The organism is Actinomycetospora succinea (assembly GCF_004363095.1).
GTDB classification, from domain to species: Bacteria; Actinomycetota; Actinomycetes; order Mycobacteriales; family Pseudonocardiaceae; genus Actinomycetospora; species Actinomycetospora succinea.
On record NZ_SNYO01000003.1, the window covers coordinates 414,106 to 429,368 of the forward strand.

Below are 15,263 nucleotides of genomic sequence, written 5' to 3' on the forward strand. Positions count from 1 at the left end.
GACCAGCACCGATGAGCACGTCCCAGCTCGCCGCCCAGTGGGTGTCGGCGGTCGGCAGCGCCGGATCCCTGCTCGGCTTCGCCGCGTACGTGTGGATCATGCTGCTCAACCGCAAGGACCAGGTCGAGGTCCGGCAGGAGCAGCAGGCCCAGGGCGTCACCGCGTGGCTCGACGAGGGCGCCCGGCACGACCGCGACGAGGACTACGTCCTCTGCGTCCACAACGGCGGCGACTCCCCGGTCTTCCAGGTCCGCTGCCTGTTCAGCCTGCCCTCCAGCGACGAGCAGCACAGCGTGTCGATGGCGCTGCTGCCCCCGGCCAGCGACGAGATCCACTCGCTGCCCTTCGGGCACGACGACGTCAGCCGCGAGGAGCTGTACTCGGCGCCCGCGGTGCCCGAGATGCGCTTCACCGACTCCCACGGCACCCACTGGGGCCGTGACGGCAACGGCCAGCTGCACCGTCTCGACCGCCGCAACGTCCGGCGCAAGCCCTCGTCGGACGGCGGGGAGGACGCCGCCCGCGACGACTCCGAGTGGGAGCAGGCGCACCGCGAGCGCGCCGACGCCCCGCGCGAGGGGTCGTCGCAGGGCGACTCGCCGCAGGACGACGAGCAGAACCGGCGCGCGTCGAGCCAGGCCTGACTACAGCAGCGTGAGGACGCGGGGCCCGTCGTCGGTGACGGCGACGGTGTGCTCCGCGTGCGCCGCGCGGCTGCCGTCGGCGGTGCGCAGGGTCCAGCCGTCGTCGTCGTGGACGTAGTCGTCGCCCCCGCCGGCGTGCAGCATCGGCTCGATCGCGATGACCATGCCGGCCCGCAGCTTCATGCCCTTGCCCGCGCGGCCCTCGTTCGGGACGTGCGGGGCCTCGTGCATGGCGCGACCGATGCCGTGGCCGCCGTGGTCGGCGAGCATCCCGTAGCCGGCCCCGCGCGCGACGGCACCGATCGCCGCGCCCAGGTCGCCCAGCCGCGCCCCGGGCCGCACCGCGGCGATCCCGGCCTCCAGCGAGCGCTCGGTGGTGGCGATCAGCTCGAGGTCGGCCGGGTCGGGATCGGCGCCGACCACCGCGCTGAACGCCGCGTCGCCGCACCACCCGTCGAGGAACGCGCCGCAGTCGATGCTCAGCAGGTCACCCTCGGCGAGCCGGTAGGGGCCGGGGATCGCGTGCACGACCGCGTCGTTGACGCTCGCGCAGATGACGCCCGGGAACGGCGACGGCGCGAAGTGCGGGTGGTAGTCGAGGAACGCGGGCACGGCGCCGGCCTCGAGCATCACGTCGTGCGCGACGCCGTCGAGCTCCTTCAGCGAGACGCCCGGCGCCGCCGCGGTCCGGACGGCGTCGAGGCAGCGGGCGACCACCCGGCCCGCCTCCCGCATGGCGTCCACCTCGCCGGGGGTCTTGAGCTCGATCTCGGCACGCCGCAACATGCCCCGACCCTAGACACCGGGCTCCTGACCACCCGGAATGACACCGGTGTAGTTCGTCCCCAGTGTGGACAGACCCTGTGGACAGGTCAGCGGGACACGAAGTCGTACTCCGTCGGGTCGAGCCGGGACACCGCGCGGACGTACTGCTCCATGTACTTCGGCCAGTTGGCGACGATCCGGCCCGACTCGTCGCGGTACCAGGAGTCGCACTGCGTCCACGCCGTACCCTCGAACGCGGCCTGCAGCCGCCGGTCGGAGGCCTGCTCCACGTCACGGCGGACCTCCACCGCCGCGGCCCGGCGCCGGGCGGTCTCCTCGAGGGCCTGCCGCACGTAGGCGACCTGGGCCTCGAGGAACACGATGATCGAGCCGCCGGAGGTGTTGGTGTTCGGCCCGTAGAGCACGAACAGCGACGGGAAGCCCGGGACGGTCATCCCCAGGTGAGCGTGCGCCCCCTCGCTCCACTCCTCCTGCAGCGTCCGGCCGGCCCGCCCGACGACGTCCATGGGGAACATGAACTCGGTGGTCTTGAAGCCGGTGCCCCAGATGAGGACGTCGACGGGGTGGTGGCGCCCGTCCTCGGTGCGCACGCCGTCCGCCTCGATCCCGGTGACCCTGTCGGTCACGAGCTCGACGTTCTCGCGCTCCAGCGCGGGCAGGTAGTGCGAGCTGAACAGGATGCGCTTGCACCCGAAGGTGTAGTCCGGCCAGGCCTTGCGGCGGACCTCCGGGTCGCGCAGCTGGCGGCGCATGAACAGCGTCGAGTAGATCCGGCCGAGGCGCCCGACCGTGTTCGGGTGCCTGATCATGATGGTCAGGGACTCGAGGTAGCCCTTGAGGAAGAAGCGCCGGAAGCGCATCACCCCGGGCGCGCGGCGGAACACCCGCCGCAGCGCGGGCGGGTAGTAGCGGTTCTTGCGCGGGAAGAACCAGTTGCCGCTGCGCTGGAAGATCGTCATCTTGCCGACCTCGGGCGCGATGGCCGGCACGAACTGCACCGCGCTCGCCCCCGTGCCCACCACGGCGACGCGCTTGCCCCGGAGGTCGACCTCGTGGTCCCAGCGCGCGGAGTGCATCTGCGGGCCGGCGAAGCCGTCGGCGCCCGGGATCGCCGGGATCGCCGGGGTGTTCAGCTGGCCGGTCGCCAGGACGACCGCGCCGGCCTCCCAGCTCCGGCCGTCCTCGGCCACGACGGTCCAGGTCATCGTGTCCTCGTCGAGCCGGACGGTGTCGACGCGCACCGAGGGCACGAAGACCTCCTCGAGCCCGTACTCCTTGGCGACGCCCTGGAGGTACTCGAGGATCTCCGGTTGCGGCGAGCAGAGCCGTGACCAGTCGCCGCGCTGGGCGAACGAGAACGAGTACAGGTGGCTCGGGACGTCGCAGGCCGCGCCCGGATAGGCGTTGTAGTACCAGGTCCCGCCGATCTCCGGCGCGCTGTCGAGGATCACGACGTCGGTGATCCCGTGGCTGCGCAGCTCGATCGCCGCGGCGATCCCGCCGAAGCCCGCGCCGACGACCACCACGCGGGTGTCGCTGGCCGTGTTCATCTCGTTGCCTGCCGTCACGGGCCGGACGGTATCCGTTCCGCGCTGCTTTTGGCAGGCTGCCAACGTGAGCGTCACCCCTGCTCGGCACCCCCACCGGGTGCTGGCGGGCGTCGTGCGGCGCTACCAGCCCTACGACGAGGTCTCGCCGTCGGCGCCGCTGCGCCGCCGGGAGGCACCCCACGGCGCCTGCACGCTGATCCTCTCCTGGGCCGACCCGCTGGAGATGACCGGTCCCGGCGGCCACGCCCGGTCGGCGGCGTTCCTCGCGGGCATGCACGACGGGGCGGTGGTCACGGCGTTCGCCGGCCACCAGCAGGGCATCCAGGTCGACCTCACCCCGCTCGGGGTGCTGCGCCTGCTCGACCGGCCGACGGCGACGCTGACCAACCGGATCGCCCCGCTCGACGCCCTCGACGAGCCGGACCTCGCGGCGCTGCCCGAACGCCTGGCGCACACCCCGGACTGGGCGGCGCGCCACGCGCTCGTCGACGCCACCCTCGCCGGCCTGCTCGACCGGTCGCGCACCGCGCCCGACCCCGAGGTCGCCCACGCCTGGACGCGCCTCACCCGGGCGCGCGGGCGGGTCGCCGTGTCCACGCTCGCCGAGGAGACCGGCTGGAGCCGCCGGCACCTGCTGACCCGGTTCCGGGACCAGGTCGGGCTCGCGCCCACCACCGCCGGCCGCGTCCTGCGGTTCCGCGAGGCGGCGCGCCTGCTCGTGGCCGACGCGGACGACCCGGCCACCGTCGCCGACGTCGCCGCGGCCTGCGGCTTCGCCGACCACTCGCACCTCGTCCGCGAGTTCCGCGACCTCGCCGGGGTCACGCCCACCGGCTACGTGCGGGAGTGGTGGGCCGGGTTCCCGAACGTCCAAGACGCCGTGCCGGCGCCCTCCTAGCCTCGGCGGCATGAGCGTCTACCCCACCCTGCGCTACCAGGACCCCGACAAGGCGATCGCGTACCTCCGCGACGCGCTCGGCTTCACCGTCGCCGCCGCCCACCGCGACGACGCCGGCACCGTCCAGCACGCCGAGCTCGTCCAGGGCGGCGGCGCCGTCCTGCTCGGGCCGGTCCGCGAGGGCGACCGCTTCGCGACCGGCCGGGCCGTCATCTACGTCGCCGTCGACGACCCGGACGCCCACCACGACCGCGCGGTCGCCGCCGGGGCCACGATCATCCACGGCCTCACCGACCAGGACTACGGCTCGCGCGAGTACGCGGCGGTCGACGACGAGGACAACATCTGGAGCTTCGGGACGTACCGCCCCGGTACGGCATCCTGAGGGTCGTGGGCACCCTCATCCTCGTCCTGCTGGGCATCCTGCTCGTGCTGGCGATCCTGTCCGCCGCCCTCACGGTGGTGGAGCGCCGCCGCCGGCGCGCCGGGCACGACCCCCGGCTGCGCGCCGACCGGGATCTCCCGCCCAGCCCGTCCGACCGGCCCGCCCGGTCCCGGCGTCCGTGGCGGATCGGCTCGTGACCCTCACGCGATCCACGGCGGCACCACCGGCTCGCGACCGGGCCCGGAGGCGGTGTCGTCGCCCGGCCCGGTGACCACGGCCTCGAGCCCGCGGTCGGCGTCGGCGTGGATGCGGCGCAGCACGCCGGCGGGCAGCACGAGGGTGTCGCCCGGGCCGAGGTCGGCGACCTCGCCCGCCACCTCCACCCGCGCGGCACCGGCGACGACGGCCCAGATCTGCTCGCCGGCCATGACGTGGTCGGGACCGGCCGCGCCGGGCGCCATCTCGACCCGCCACAGGGCCTGCCGGCTCGCGCCCTGCGTCGGGGACGCGAAGGTCGTCATGGTCGCGTTCGGGGTGGTGGTGCGCCGGGCCTCGGCGCGCCGGATGAGGGTGTCCACGGGAGTCCTCCGTCTAGGGTGGTCAATGTGATTGACCAAAAAGGTAAACGGCGTTGACGGAATCGTCCAGGGGCATGCCCGGCGGCGAGATGGCGTTCCGGCTGCTCGGCGCGTTCCGCGACCTCATCGACGCCCTGCACGTCGAGCTCGCGGCGCGCGGGCACCCCGACGTCCGGCCCGGTCACGGCTTCGCGCTGCAGGCCGTCGCGCCGGGACCGGTGACGGGCTCCGAGCTGGCCGGGCGCCTCGGCGTCACCAAGCAGGCCGCCGGCAGGACGGTGGACGTCCTCGCCGAACGGGGCTACGTGGAGCGCACCGGCGACCCGGCCGACGCGCGTCGCCGCCTCGTCGTCCTCACCCCGCGCGGGCGGGAGCTGCTCGCGCTCTCCGGCGAGATCCTCGAGCGCCTGCGCGCCGAGCGGGCGGCGCAGGTCGGCCCTGAACGCTTCGCGGCGTTCGAGGACGGGCTGCGAGCGCTCACCGACGGGGGTGGCGGCCCGTTCGCGGCGGCGGCCTGGTTCGTCTCCCCGTGAGCCGGGATGCGCCCGTCAGGCGGCTTCCGCGCGCCCCCGCACGGGTCTAGCTTTCACGACCCCGACCCGTTGACCCACGGAGCCACCTCATGGGCGTCACCCTGAACCCCTACCTGCACTTCGACGGCGAGGCGGCGGACGCCATCGCCTTCTACGCCGACGTGCTCGGCGGCACCACGAACGTCATGACCTTCGGGTCCATGGGCATGGAGGGCCCGGACGCGGACAAGGTCATGCACGGCCAGCTCGAGACCGAAAGCGGCATCACGCTCATGGTCTCGGACATGCCGCCCGGGGAGACCCGGCAGCGCGGCAACGACATCACCATCTCGCTGTCCGGCGACGACGAGCCGACGCTGCGCGGCTGGTACGAGAAGCTCTCCGCCAGCGGGTCGGTGGGGACGCCGCTGGAGAAGCAGATGTGGGGCGACCTCTACGGCGACTGCACCGACCGCTTCGGCATCCGCTGGCTCGTGAACATCGCCGGCTCGGGCTGACCCTCAGGAGTCGCCGGTCGCCGACGTGGCCGACGACGCCGTCTTCGCGGCCTTCGCGGGCGCCTTCGACGCGGTCTTCGTGGCCGTCTTGGCGGGGGCCTTCGCGGCGGTCCTCGTCGGCGCCTTGGACGTCGCGGCCTTCGCGGTCGACGTGACGGCGCCCGTCGTGCCGGCCACGGTGTCGCCGGCCGCGACGGTCACGGCGTCCACCGTGTCGGTCGTCGCGTCGACGGTGTCGTCCACCGCCCCGGTCGTCGTGGAGACCACGTCGTCGACGGCGTCCGTCGTCGCGCCGACGGCGTCCTCGGCGTCGTCCTCCTCGTCCTCGTCGTCGGCCTCGTCGTCCTTCGCCGACGACCGCGTCGACCACGACAGCTCGATCTCGAGCTCGACCTCGTCGCCCTCGATCTCCACCTCGATGTCGACGTCGATGTCGTCGGCGAGCGGCAGCGTGAGCACCGGCCCGGACAGCGACAGCTCGGCCGACCCGCCCTCGCGGACGGCGTCGGCGAGGTCCGCCAACCAGTCCGCGAGCTCCTCGCGCGAGAGCGTCAGCTCGTGCTCGACCTTGACCTCGCCCATGACGCCGTCCCTCCGTCGCGCCGCGGCCCGTGCCGCGTCTGCCCAGCCCCAGCTTTCCAGGGATCGGATGATCCGGACGTCAGCGAAGGGACGAACTCAGGCCGGCCCGCGCGTGACGCGGCGCGGGTGCAGGACGATCCGGCGCAGGTTCTCCTCCACCGAGTAGTCCTCGATCCGGTCGCGGCGCTCCGGGGTCAGGTCCTCCCAGTACCGCTCGGCGAGCCGCAGGGCGAGGTCCGTCGCGCCGTCCTCGGGCAGGGTCACGTCGGCCTCGATCGACACCCAGCCCTCGGGCTCGCCGCCCGGCGTGATGACGACGAACGACGCGAGGGGCTCGGCCTCGAGGCGGCGGACCTTGAGGGCGTCGGCCATCGAGAACAGCTGGATCTCGTCGTCGGCCGTCCGTTCGAACCACACCGGGCGCGGCGCCGGGAGGCGCTGCGGCCCGGGCGGGATCGTCAGCAGCCCGTGCAGCGGGCGGTCGAGCAGGGCGCGGTCGGTGTCGGTGAACATCGGTTCCTCCATCGGTGATCGGCGCTCGTCAGGTCCAGGTGCCGAGCGCGGCCTGCTCGAGGACCCAGTCGCGGAAGGGCCGCGCGGGCCGTCCGAGCAGCCGGGGGACGTCGTCGCGGACGCTCGCCAGGTGTCCCTCCCGCATGATCGCGAACAGCCCGCCGAGCTCGCCGACACCGAACTCGTCGACGCCGGCGGCCCGCAGCTCGGCGGCGTAGGCGTCGGGAGTGAGCGCCTCGTAGCGGATGTCCCGGCACGCCAGCACGGTGATGTCCTCAGCCATGCCGTCCAGCGTGTCCACCCGCGGCCGCCGTGCCCATCCGCGCGGCTCCACGGCACCTACGCGGGCGTCTAATCTGGACGTCGTGGACACCGTCGACGGGCTGCTCGGCGCGATCCACGTCGCCGACCCGGAGCTCCGCGTCCAGGAGATCGGGGCCGGGCCGGCCGTCGTCCCGAGCGGCGACCGGTGGGGGCTGCTCGCGGTCGCGCGTGGCGGCGTCCGCCTCCTCGGCACGACGCTCGGGCCCGGCGACGCGGCCCTGACCCGTGCCCGGGGCGACCTCGCCGCCGACGCCGTCGAGCCCGACACGACGCTGCTCGTGACCCGGTTCGCCCTGCACGGCACCGGCCGGCTGCTCGCCCTGCCCGACCACGCCGTCTGCCCCGCGGACTCGGAGTTCTGCCGCCTGCTGATCGAGCGGATCGTCGACCAGATCGACGCCGGCGACACCGGTGGCGTCGTGCCGGAGCGGCTGCTCGACTGGCTCGTCACCGAGACCGTGCGGGACGCGCTCACCCAGGACGCGCCGGCCGGGACGGTGACCGACCCCGACGTGTCGGCCGCCCTGTCGGCGGTCCACGAGAACCCGGCCGAGCCCTGGACCGTCGAGGGCCTCGCCCGGCGCACCGGGGTGAGCCGGGCGGCGTTCGCCCGCCGCTTCCGCGAGGCCGTCGGCACCTCGCCGCTGTCCTACGTCCGCGAGCACCGCCTCGACCTCGCCGAACGTGCCCTGATCACCGAGCCCGAGGTCACGATCGCGGCCGTCGCCCGCCGCGTCGGCTACGCCAACCCGTTCAGCTTCTCGGCCGCCTTCCGCCGCCACCGGGGCCTCGCCCCGAGCGAGGTCCGCCACCGGCCCACGGGGTCGAGGACCGGTGGCGGAGCGCTGGTGGCGGACTGACTCACCCACCCGCGCAGAGGTCGGTGCGGTTCGCCACCTGGTACCGCGGGGTGAGCATGCTGTCGACGCTCTGCCCGTTGCCTGCCGCCGAGACCGCCATGAAGGGCGAGTTCCGGTAGAAGTCGACGACCACCGGTGCCGCGCCGGCGCCCGGGAGGTCGATCGTGCCGGTGTACTGGGCGCGGCAGGAGTCCTGCTCGCGCAGCGTGAGACCCGAGCCGCCCCACCCGCGGACCGTCGACTGCTCGAACGGCGCCGCCGACCCGGTGTAGCGGTAGAAGACGAAGACGGTGCCGTCGCCGGACCCGGTGCAGACCAGGCCCTCGGTGGTGGAGGGGACCTGCTCCTCGGCGGTCGTCGGCGTGCAGCTGCCGTTGTTCGCGAACATGCCGGTCAGCGTGTGGTGGCTGGCCGGGACCGGGGCCGGGGCGGGACCGGGCGGCACGGGGCCGCTCGCCACGCCCTTCGCCATGATCGCGACCGCCGCGACGATCCCGCCGAGCAGGACGACCGCGAGGGCCACGGCGACGAGCGCGGTCCGGCCGCGCCGGGGTGGCGGCGGCGCCGTCGGAGGAGGCATCGGCGGGGCGAAGGGCGGCGGCGGGCCCCACCCGAGCGGGGCCGGGGGCGGGTAGCCGTACGCGAGGCCGGCCGGCGGGGTCGCCGGGGGCACGGGCCCGAACGGTGACACCGGGGCGCCGGGGGGCGGCCCCATCGGACGGAACGCACCGGGGTAGGGCGCCGCGTAGGGGTGGTCGCGGACATCGGTCATGGTCGTTCCTCCGGATCGAGGCTCCTCGTGCTGCTCAGAGCCTCGGTCGCGGCGCGTCGGGGAACGATCGGGCAGACCCTCGTCGGGGCGGGGAGAACCCCCCGACGTCGTGGGGAGAACCCGACGCCGTCCGCGACCCCGGTCATAAGGCCGACCTTCTCGGATCAGTGGCGGATCCGATCGCCCGCGCCAGGTCAACATCCCGGGCACGCGTGATCCTGGTGACCTCTGTCACGAAAGCGAGGCCACCCATGACCAGTCCCCAGCCGCTGCCGGCGTACTCCCGCGACCGTCTCGCCGAGCGGCTCGCGGCCGGTCCCGTCGTGTGCGGCGAGGGCTATCTCTTCGAGCTCGAGCGACGGGGCTACCTGCAGGCCGGGGCGTTCGTCCCGGAGGTGGTCCTCGAGCATCCGGAAGAGGTCGCGGCGCTGCACCGCCAGTTCGTGCACGCCGGCTCCGACGTGGTCGAGGCGTTCACGTACTACGCGCACCGCGAGAAGCTGCGCGTCATCGGCAAGGACGGGATCCTCGAGCCGCTCAACAGGCAGGCGCTCGAGATCGCCCGCGGCGTCGCGGACACCACCGGCACGCTGCTGGCCGGCAACATCTGCAACACCGGCGTCTACGACCCGGCCGACCCCGCGACGCACGCCGCCGTGCGGGAGATGTTCACCGAGCAGGTCGGCTGGGCGGCCGAGGCCGGCGCCGACTACGTCATCGGCGAGACGTTCCGCTACCTCGGCGAGGCCCGCATCGCCCTCGAGGTCATCCGCGCGGCGGAGCTGCCCGCCGTGATCCTGCTGGTGGCCGGCCACGAGCCGGTGACCCGCGACGACGTCGACATCACCGACGCGTGCCGCGAGCTCGCCGCCCTCGGCGCCGACGTCGTCGGGCTCAACTGCGTGCGCGGCCCGGCGACGATGCTGCCGCTGCTCGGGCCGATCGCGGCGGCGGTGGACGTCCCGGTCGCCGCGCTGCCGGTGCCCTACCGCACCACCGCGGAGCAGCCGACGTTCCACGCGCTGCGCGACCCGGGTCCGACGCCGCTGCCCGAGGACCTCCCGTTCCCGACGGCGCTGGACCCGTTCACGTGCCACCGCTACGAGATCGCCGACTTCACCCGCCGGGCCCGGGCGGCCGGCGTGCGCTACTTCGGCCTCTGCTGCGGCGCGGCCCCGCACCACCTCCGCGCGATGGCCGAGACGCTGGGGCGGACCCCTCCGGCGAGCCGGTACTCCCCCGACATGTCCAAGCACGTCTACCTCGGCGCGGACACCCGGCTGCGGGCGGCCAACCAGGCGTACCGCACCTCGTTGTAGCTGGTCGCGGGCGCGCTAGCGTGTCCGCCGTTCCAGCGGCCCGACGGACCGGGCTGCGGGAGGTGGGCCATGAGCGCGACCGTCACGAGCTGGTGGGACGTCCCGATCGTCGGGTGGTCCGACGCGGGCGCGTCGCCCCAGGAGCGGGGTCGCGCCACCCGCCACACCCTGCTGCTCGAGGCGGCCCGGGCGTTCGACGAGCGCGGCTACGACGCCGCCTCGCTCTCGGACATCCTCGCGGCCTCCGGGCGCACCAAGGGCGCCATGTACTTCCACTTCCGCTCCAAGGAGCAGCTCGCCACCGTCCTCGTCACCGAGGTCGTCGACTCGTGGGACCTGGTCCGCGGGACGATCGCGACGCGGGGCCTCGACCCGTTGCGGACACTCCTGGTCGAGACCGATGCCTACGTCAGCCGGTGGACCCACGACGTCGTCGTGCGGGGCGCGAGCCGGGCGATGTCCGGCGCCGCGCACTTCGCCGCCCAGCACAGCGCCTGGTACGGCGACTGGGCCCGCAGCACCGCCGCCCACCTGCGCACCGCGCTGGAGCAGGGCCTGCTGCGTCCCCGCACCGACCCGGACCGCCTGAGCCGCCTCGTCGTCGCCGCGTCGTGCGGGCACCGGTCGTTCGCCGAGACCGTCGACGGCTCGCCCACCCACTTCGAGCGGATGACCGACACCTGGCTCGGCATCCTGCCGGTCGTCGCCAGCGAGACGTGGCTCGAGGAGGTCCTCGGATCGGACTGGGAGAAGCGCCCCGCGCCCGAGGCCGCGGCGTTCGCGCGGGTGCGCAGCGGGTGAGGACCGCTCGCCGGGCGGTCCGTTGACGGGTCACTTGTTTTTTGCAAGTGTCGTCCCGTCCACGCGCCACGCCCCGAGGAGCACCCGATGACGATGATGTTCGCGAACCTGCCGGTGACCGACCTGGACCGCGCGAAGGCCTTCTACACGGCGATGGGGTTCGAGCTGAACCCGACGTTCACCGACCACAACGCGGCCTGTGTCGTCGTCGAGGAGGGCCACAGCGCCTTCATGATCCTCACGCGCGAGTTCTTCCAGACCTTCACCGACCTGCCGATCGGCGACCCGGCGGTGAGCCCGACGACGGCGACCGCGATCTTCCTCGACAGCCGCGAGGCGGTGGACAAGGCGGTCGGCGAGGGCCTCGCCGCGGGCGGCAGCGAGCCGCGCCCGGCCGCGGACTACGGCTTCATGTACCAGCGCGGGATCAGTGACCCCGACGGCAACCACCTCGAGTTCGGGTGGATGGACCCGGCCGCCGCCGAGCAGGGCCAGCAGGGCTGAGGCGATGGCGGTCCGCGACTACGGGCAGTACGACGGGATCACGCAGGCGCTCGAGCTCGTCGGCGAGCGCTGGGCCCTGCTGATCATCCGCGATCTCCTCGTCGGACCGCGCCGCTACGGCGAGCTCGCGGCCGGGCTCCCGCGGATCCCGAGCAACATCCTGGCGGCGCGGCTCAAGGAGATGCAGGCCGCGGGGATCCTGCGCCGGGCGCCGCGCTCGCGCGTGGTCATCTACGAGCTGACGCCCTACGGCCGCGAGCTCGAGCCCGTGGTGCTCGCGCTCGGCGCCTGGGGGTCCAAGGCCCTGGGCGACCCGCGCGAGGAGCAGATCATCACGCCCGACGCGATGACCATGTCCCTGCGCACCGCCTTCCGCCCGCACGTGGCGGCGGAGCTGCCCGCGACCGCCTACGCGGCGCGCGTCGGCCCCGCCGAGCTGCTCGTCCGCGTCGACGGCCCCACCCTCGACGTCGCGCGCGGGGACGGGCCCGCCGACCTGGCGTTCAGCGCGGGCCCGGGCATCCACCGCCTCATCTCCGGCGAGCTCGCCCCGGACCGCGCGATCGCGACCGGCGAGGTCGAGGTGCTGCGCGGGCCGCGCGATCTCCTCGGCCGCTTCGCGAGCACGTTCCACCTGGCCGCCTGACCCTCGCCCGCGGCTGCGGAGCCGATCTAGTGTGGGCTGCGCCTGAACAGGAGGGTGGTGGCCGCAGTGTGCACCCGGGTGGTCTACCGCGGACCGGGCGACCGTGTGGTCACCGGCCGGTCGATGGACTGGAAGCTCGACGTCGGCACCAACCTGTGGTCCCTGCCCCGCGGCGCGCAGCGCCACGGCCAGGCCGGCGACCGGTCGCTGACCTGGACCTCGCGGTACGGCAGCGTCGTGGCGACGGGGTACGACATCTGCTCCACCGACGGGCTCAACGAGGCCGGCCTCGCGGCCAACCTCCTCTGGCTCGCGGAGTCCGAGTACCCGGACGACGCCGACGCCCCGTCGGCCGTCGCGCTCTCGTTGTGGGCGCAGTACGTGCTCGACACCTTCGCGACGGTGGCCGAGGCCGTGGCGGCGCTGACCGCCGCGCCCCTGTCGGTGAGGACCACCGGGGTGCCGGGCCAGGACCGCCTCGCGACCCTGCACCTCTCGATGTCCGACCGGACCGGCGACAGCGCGATCGTCGAGTACCTCGGTGGCCGGCAGGTGATCCACCACGATCCCGCCTACCAGGTGATGACCAACTCGCCGACGTTCGACCAGCAGCTCGCCGTCAACGAGTACTGGCGGCAGATCGGCGGCACGGTGATGCTCCCGGGCACCAACCGCGCCGCCGACCGCTTCGTCCGCGCGTCGTACTACATCGACGCGATCCCCCGGACCGACGACCCCTTCGACGCCATGGCCGGGGTGCTCAGCGTCGTGCGCAACGTGTCGGTGCCCTACGGGATCGCCACACCGGACGAGCCCAACATCTCGTCCACGCGCTGGCGCACTGCCGCCGACCACCGGGACCTGCGCTACGTCTTCGAGTCGGCGCTGTCGCCGAACACCTTCTGGGTCGAGCTCGGCAGGCTCGATCTCTCCGAGGGCGCCCCGACGCGGCGGCTGAGCCTCGGCGAGGGCGGGCGCACCGTCTACGCCGGCGACGCCAGCGCCTCGTTCGAGGACGCGGCGCCGTTCACGTTCCTCTCGGTCTGACCCCGAGCCGGACCTCGCCGGAGCGCCTACGCTGCCCGGCGTGAAAGCCCTGCTCCTGGAGAACATCCATCCGGTCGCGGCCGAGGCGCTCCGATCCGAGGGTCTCGACGTCGACGTCCGTCCGGGCTCGATGAGTGGTCCCGAGCTGGCCGATGCGCTGGCGGGGGTGTCGTTGTTGGGGATCCGGTCGAACACCACGATCACCGAGGTGGTCCTCGACGCGGGCAAGGACCTGCTGGCGGTGGGGTGTTTCTGCATCGGCACCAACCAGGTCGACCTGGCTGCGGCGGCGGAGCGGGGGGTGGCGGTGTTCAACGCGCCGTTCTCCAACACCCGCAGCGTGGTGGAGCTGGTCCTCGGGGAGATCATCGCGCTGGTGCGGCGGCTGCCGGAGAAGACCGCGCGGATGCACGAGGGCATCTGGGACAAGTCCGCGCGCGGTAGCCACGAGTTCCGTGGCCGCACGCTGGGCATCGTGGGCTACGGCAACATCGGTACCCAGCTGTCGAACATCGCCGAGGCGGTGGGGCTGCGGGTGATCTTCTTCGACACCCAGGACCGGCTCGCGCACGGCAACGCCCGCAAGATGGGGTCGTTGGAGGCGTTGCTGGCCGAGGCCGATGTGGTGAGCCTGCACGTGGACGGGCGGCCGGGGAACGCGGGGTTGTTCGGTGCGGAGCAGTTCGCGCTGATGAAGCCGCGCTCGATCTTCATCAATGCCTCGCGGGGGATGGTGATCGACGACGAGGCGTTGCGGGAGAACATCCTGTCCGGGCATCTGGCGGGGGCGGCGATCGATGTGTTCCCGATCGAGCCCAAGGCGCAGGGCGATGTGTTCGAGTCGCCGTTGCGGGGGTTGGACAACGTGATCCTGACCCCGCACGTGGGCGGGTCGACCCAGGAGGCGCAGGAGGAGATCGGTGGGTTCGTCTCCACCAAACTGCTGCAGTACGTGGGGACTGGGGTGACCGCGTTGTCGGTGAACCTGCCCGAGGTGGCGTTGCCGGTGGCGCCGAGTGCGTTCCGGATGGGGTATCTGCACACCAACACCCCCGGGGTGCTGGCCGGGATCAACCAGTTGCTGCTCGACAGCGGGGTCAACGTGGTCAGCCAGGCCCTCTCGACCCGCGGGGAGCGCGGCTACGTGCTCACCGACACCGAAGCCGCCATCCCCGACGACGCGCTGGCCGAGCTGCGCCGCTCACCCCACACCGTGTGGCTGCGCACCTGGACCCCGTGACCGGCGAATGACCCCACATTCCCGCGACCAAATGTAGGCTCAATCCTCGAGGGTCCCCGAGGAAGGAGCCGCGGTGGCGTCGAGGTCGGAGTCCGCTCGCAGTCCCCGTGGTGTCCGGCGATGAGGGCCGCGCTGCTCCCCCGGGACGGCCGGCCCGTCGGGTCACCCGTGTCCTGGTCGTGCCGGTGGGAGACCGCCCTGGAACGGCCCGAGCACGACGGGATCGTCGCCCTGCTCGCGCGCAGCTACGCCTCCACGACGTTCCGCCGCGGGCGCAGCTGGGCCGGGGCGCGGCCCGAGCTCCGGGTCCTCGGCCACCAGGGCGGCGAGGTCGTCGCGCACGCCGGGCTGGTCCGCCGGTTCCTGCGCGCCCCCGACCACGACACGTCGGTCCTCGTCGGCGACGTCGGGCTGGTCGCGGTGCACCCCGGGCGGCAGGGCCAGGGTCTCGGCGCCGCGCTCATGGACGCCGTCGCGGTGGCCCTGGACCGCCTCGAGGTGCCCTACGGCTTCCTGACCTGCGACCCCGAGGTCCGGTCGTTCTACACGCGCTGCGGCTGGACGCCGCTGCTCGAGCACCCCCTGCGCTCGATCCGCGTCGACCAGGACCTCGAGGACCACCGCCGCAACGGCATGCTCCTGCCCGTCCGGCGACCCGCCGCCGAGTGGCCGTCCGGGCGCATCGAGCGCAACGCGCAGGAGATCTGAGGCACCCACCGACGCCGCGGCTGCCCGACGAGCCGCCTCCTCCGCTCCTGGACTCCCCGGCGTGGCGGTCGTGTTC

General features: G+C 73.7%; 21 protein-coding genes. 14 read left to right on the plus strand and 7 right to left on the minus strand.

The window, feature by feature from the left end; translation table 11 throughout:
* Positions 1-11: 11 nt before the first annotated feature.
* Positions 12-644, plus strand: coding sequence for a hypothetical protein (locus EV188_RS13220; protein ID WP_208114169.1), 633 nt, complete (start codon positions 12-14; stop codon positions 642-644).
* On the opposite strand, the gene map is transcribed toward EV188_RS13220, so the two are convergent.
* Together map and EV188_RS13230 are read right to left on the minus strand one after the other, a co-directional pair.
* Positions 645-1,430, minus strand: a complete 786-nt coding sequence (gene map, locus EV188_RS13225) for a type I methionyl aminopeptidase (RefSeq protein WP_133826727.1) — start codon at positions 1,428-1,430, stop codon at positions 645-647.
* A gap of 86 nt (positions 1,431-1,516) precedes the next feature.
* Positions 1,517-2,998 carry a flavin-containing monooxygenase gene (locus EV188_RS13230; RefSeq protein ID WP_243741663.1) on the minus strand — a complete coding sequence of 494 codons (1,482 nt, stop codon included), beginning with the start codon at positions 2,996-2,998 and terminating at the stop codon, positions 1,517-1,519.
* A 46-nt stretch (positions 2,999-3,044) separates the two neighbouring features.
* Here EV188_RS13230 and EV188_RS13235 point away from each other — a divergent pair, with 46 nt between their 5' ends.
* Genes EV188_RS13235 through EV188_RS13245 form a run of 3 tightly spaced genes read left to right on the plus strand, consistent with a single transcriptional unit; the run spans position 3,045 to position 4,460 of the window.
* Positions 3,045-3,878 carry an AraC family transcriptional regulator gene (locus EV188_RS13235; protein WP_133826728.1) on the plus strand — a complete coding sequence of 278 codons (834 nt, stop codon included), beginning with the start codon at positions 3,045-3,047 and terminating at the stop codon, positions 3,876-3,878.
* A 10-nt stretch (positions 3,879-3,888) separates the two neighbouring features.
* Positions 3,889-4,263 (plus strand): VOC family protein, encoded by a 375-nt coding sequence (locus EV188_RS13240; protein WP_133826729.1) that lies wholly within the window; start codon positions 3,889-3,891, stop codon positions 4,261-4,263.
* Positions 4,264-4,268: 5 nt separating this feature from the next.
* Positions 4,269-4,460: a hypothetical protein gene (locus EV188_RS13245; protein ID WP_133826730.1), complete on the plus strand. Its 192-nt coding sequence runs from the start codon at positions 4,269-4,271 to the stop codon at positions 4,458-4,460.
* A gap of 3 nt (positions 4,461-4,463) precedes the next feature.
* Here the strand turns inward: EV188_RS13245 and EV188_RS13250 are convergent, their stop codons facing one another.
* Positions 4,464-4,841, minus strand: a complete 378-nt coding sequence (locus EV188_RS13250) for a cupin domain-containing protein (protein WP_208114170.1) — start codon at positions 4,839-4,841, stop codon at positions 4,464-4,466.
* Positions 4,842-4,915: 74 nt separating this feature from the next.
* Here EV188_RS13250 and EV188_RS13255 point away from each other — a divergent pair, with 74 nt between their 5' ends.
* Together EV188_RS13255 and EV188_RS13260 are read left to right on the plus strand one after the other, a co-directional pair.
* Entirely contained in the window at positions 4,916-5,374 is a 459-nt protein-coding gene (locus tag EV188_RS13255; protein WP_133826731.1) for a MarR family winged helix-turn-helix transcriptional regulator, read from the plus strand.
* 89 nt (positions 5,375-5,463) lie between these two features.
* The gene (locus EV188_RS13260) at positions 5,464-5,871 is read left to right on the plus strand and encodes a VOC family protein (protein ID WP_133826732.1); all 408 of its coding nucleotides are present in this window, start codon (positions 5,464-5,466) and stop codon (positions 5,869-5,871) included.
* Between the two features lie 3 nt (positions 5,872-5,874).
* Here EV188_RS13260 and EV188_RS13265 read toward each other — a convergent pair whose 3' ends face one another.
* The 3 genes from EV188_RS13265 to EV188_RS13275 form a co-directional block, all read right to left on the minus strand.
* Positions 5,875-6,453 (minus strand): amphi-Trp domain-containing protein, encoded by a 579-nt coding sequence (locus EV188_RS13265; protein WP_133826733.1) that lies wholly within the window; start codon positions 6,451-6,453, stop codon positions 5,875-5,877.
* 96 nt (positions 6,454-6,549) lie between these two features.
* A complete protein-coding gene (locus EV188_RS13270) occupies positions 6,550-6,966 on the minus strand; it encodes a pyridoxamine 5'-phosphate oxidase family protein (protein WP_133826734.1) in 417 nt (138 codons plus the stop codon).
* Positions 6,967-6,994: 28 nt separating this feature from the next.
* Positions 6,995-7,249, minus strand: a complete 255-nt coding sequence (locus tag EV188_RS13275) for a Rossmann-fold NAD(P)-binding domain-containing protein (RefSeq protein WP_133826735.1) — start codon at positions 7,247-7,249, stop codon at positions 6,995-6,997.
* Between the two features lie 82 nt (positions 7,250-7,331).
* Here EV188_RS13275 and EV188_RS13280 point away from each other — a divergent pair, with 82 nt between their 5' ends.
* On the plus strand, positions 7,332-8,150 hold the full coding sequence (locus EV188_RS13280) for a helix-turn-helix transcriptional regulator (RefSeq protein ID WP_133826736.1): 819 nt from the start codon (positions 7,332-7,334) through the stop codon (positions 8,148-8,150).
* Position 8,151: 1 nt separating this feature from the next.
* Here the strand turns inward: EV188_RS13280 and EV188_RS13285 are convergent, their stop codons facing one another.
* Complete coding sequence (locus EV188_RS13285) at positions 8,152-8,922, minus strand: hypothetical protein (protein WP_133826737.1); 771 nt, start codon at positions 8,920-8,922, stop codon at positions 8,152-8,154.
* Between the two features lie 251 nt (positions 8,923-9,173).
* Between EV188_RS13285 and EV188_RS13290 the strand changes: the two genes are divergently transcribed.
* From EV188_RS13290 to EV188_RS13320, 7 genes are all read left to right on the plus strand, one after another.
* Entirely contained in the window at positions 9,174-10,241 is a 1,068-nt protein-coding gene (locus EV188_RS13290) for a homocysteine S-methyltransferase family protein (protein ID WP_133826738.1), read from the plus strand.
* A 69-nt stretch (positions 10,242-10,310) separates the two neighbouring features.
* Positions 10,311-11,042, plus strand: a complete 732-nt coding sequence (locus EV188_RS13295; protein WP_133826739.1) for a TetR/AcrR family transcriptional regulator — start codon at positions 10,311-10,313, stop codon at positions 11,040-11,042.
* Positions 11,043-11,129: 87 nt separating this feature from the next.
* Positions 11,130-11,546, plus strand: a complete 417-nt coding sequence (locus tag EV188_RS13300) for a VOC family protein (protein ID WP_133826740.1) — start codon at positions 11,130-11,132, stop codon at positions 11,544-11,546.
* Between the two features lie 4 nt (positions 11,547-11,550).
* On the plus strand, positions 11,551-12,192 hold the full coding sequence (locus EV188_RS13305) for a winged helix-turn-helix transcriptional regulator (protein WP_133826741.1): 642 nt from the start codon (positions 11,551-11,553) through the stop codon (positions 12,190-12,192).
* A 57-nt stretch (positions 12,193-12,249) separates the two neighbouring features.
* Positions 12,250-13,239, plus strand: coding sequence for a linear amide C-N hydrolase (locus EV188_RS13310; protein ID WP_243741664.1), 990 nt, complete (start codon positions 12,250-12,252; stop codon positions 13,237-13,239).
* Between the two features lie 40 nt (positions 13,240-13,279).
* Entirely contained in the window at positions 13,280-14,479 is a 1,200-nt protein-coding gene (gene serA / locus EV188_RS13315; RefSeq protein ID WP_133826742.1) for a phosphoglycerate dehydrogenase, read from the plus strand.
* Positions 14,480-14,599: 120 nt separating this feature from the next.
* Complete coding sequence (locus EV188_RS13320) at positions 14,600-15,187, plus strand: GNAT family N-acetyltransferase (RefSeq protein WP_133826743.1); 588 nt, start codon at positions 14,600-14,602, stop codon at positions 15,185-15,187.
* Positions 15,188-15,263: the final 76 nt, after the last annotated feature.

Excerpts from the sequence above, each read along its gene's own strand:
- EV188_RS13220 (WP_208114169.1), top strand. The coding sequence starts at position 12 with ATGAGCACGTCCCAGCTCGCCGCCCAGTGGGTGTCGGCGGTCGGCAGC.
- map (WP_133826727.1), bottom strand. The coding sequence starts at position 1,430 with ATGTTGCGGCGTGCCGAGATCGAGCTCAAGACCCCCGGCGAGGTGGAC.
- EV188_RS13240 (WP_133826729.1), top strand. The coding sequence starts at position 3,889 with ATGAGCGTCTACCCCACCCTGCGCTACCAGGACCCCGACAAGGCGATC.
- EV188_RS13255 (WP_133826731.1), top strand. The coding sequence starts at position 4,916 with ATGCCCGGCGGCGAGATGGCGTTCCGGCTGCTCGGCGCGTTCCGCGAC.
- EV188_RS13260 (WP_133826732.1), top strand. The coding sequence starts at position 5,464 with ATGGGCGTCACCCTGAACCCCTACCTGCACTTCGACGGCGAGGCGGCG.
- EV188_RS13265 (WP_133826733.1), bottom strand. The coding sequence starts at position 6,453 with ATGGGCGAGGTCAAGGTCGAGCACGAGCTGACGCTCTCGCGCGAGGAG.
- EV188_RS13270 (WP_133826734.1), bottom strand. The coding sequence starts at position 6,966 with ATGTTCACCGACACCGACCGCGCCCTGCTCGACCGCCCGCTGCACGGG.
- EV188_RS13275 (WP_133826735.1), bottom strand. The coding sequence starts at position 7,249 with ATGGCTGAGGACATCACCGTGCTGGCGTGCCGGGACATCCGCTACGAG.
- EV188_RS13285 (WP_133826737.1), bottom strand. The coding sequence starts at position 8,922 with ATGACCGATGTCCGCGACCACCCCTACGCGGCGCCCTACCCCGGTGCG.
- EV188_RS13290 (WP_133826738.1), top strand. The coding sequence starts at position 9,174 with ATGACCAGTCCCCAGCCGCTGCCGGCGTACTCCCGCGACCGTCTCGCC.
- EV188_RS13295 (WP_133826739.1), top strand. The coding sequence starts at position 10,311 with ATGAGCGCGACCGTCACGAGCTGGTGGGACGTCCCGATCGTCGGGTGG.
- EV188_RS13300 (WP_133826740.1), top strand. The coding sequence starts at position 11,130 with ATGACGATGATGTTCGCGAACCTGCCGGTGACCGACCTGGACCGCGCG.
- EV188_RS13305 (WP_133826741.1), top strand. The coding sequence starts at position 11,551 with ATGGCGGTCCGCGACTACGGGCAGTACGACGGGATCACGCAGGCGCTC.
- EV188_RS13320 (WP_133826743.1), top strand. The coding sequence starts at position 14,600 with ATGAGGGCCGCGCTGCTCCCCCGGGACGGCCGGCCCGTCGGGTCACCC.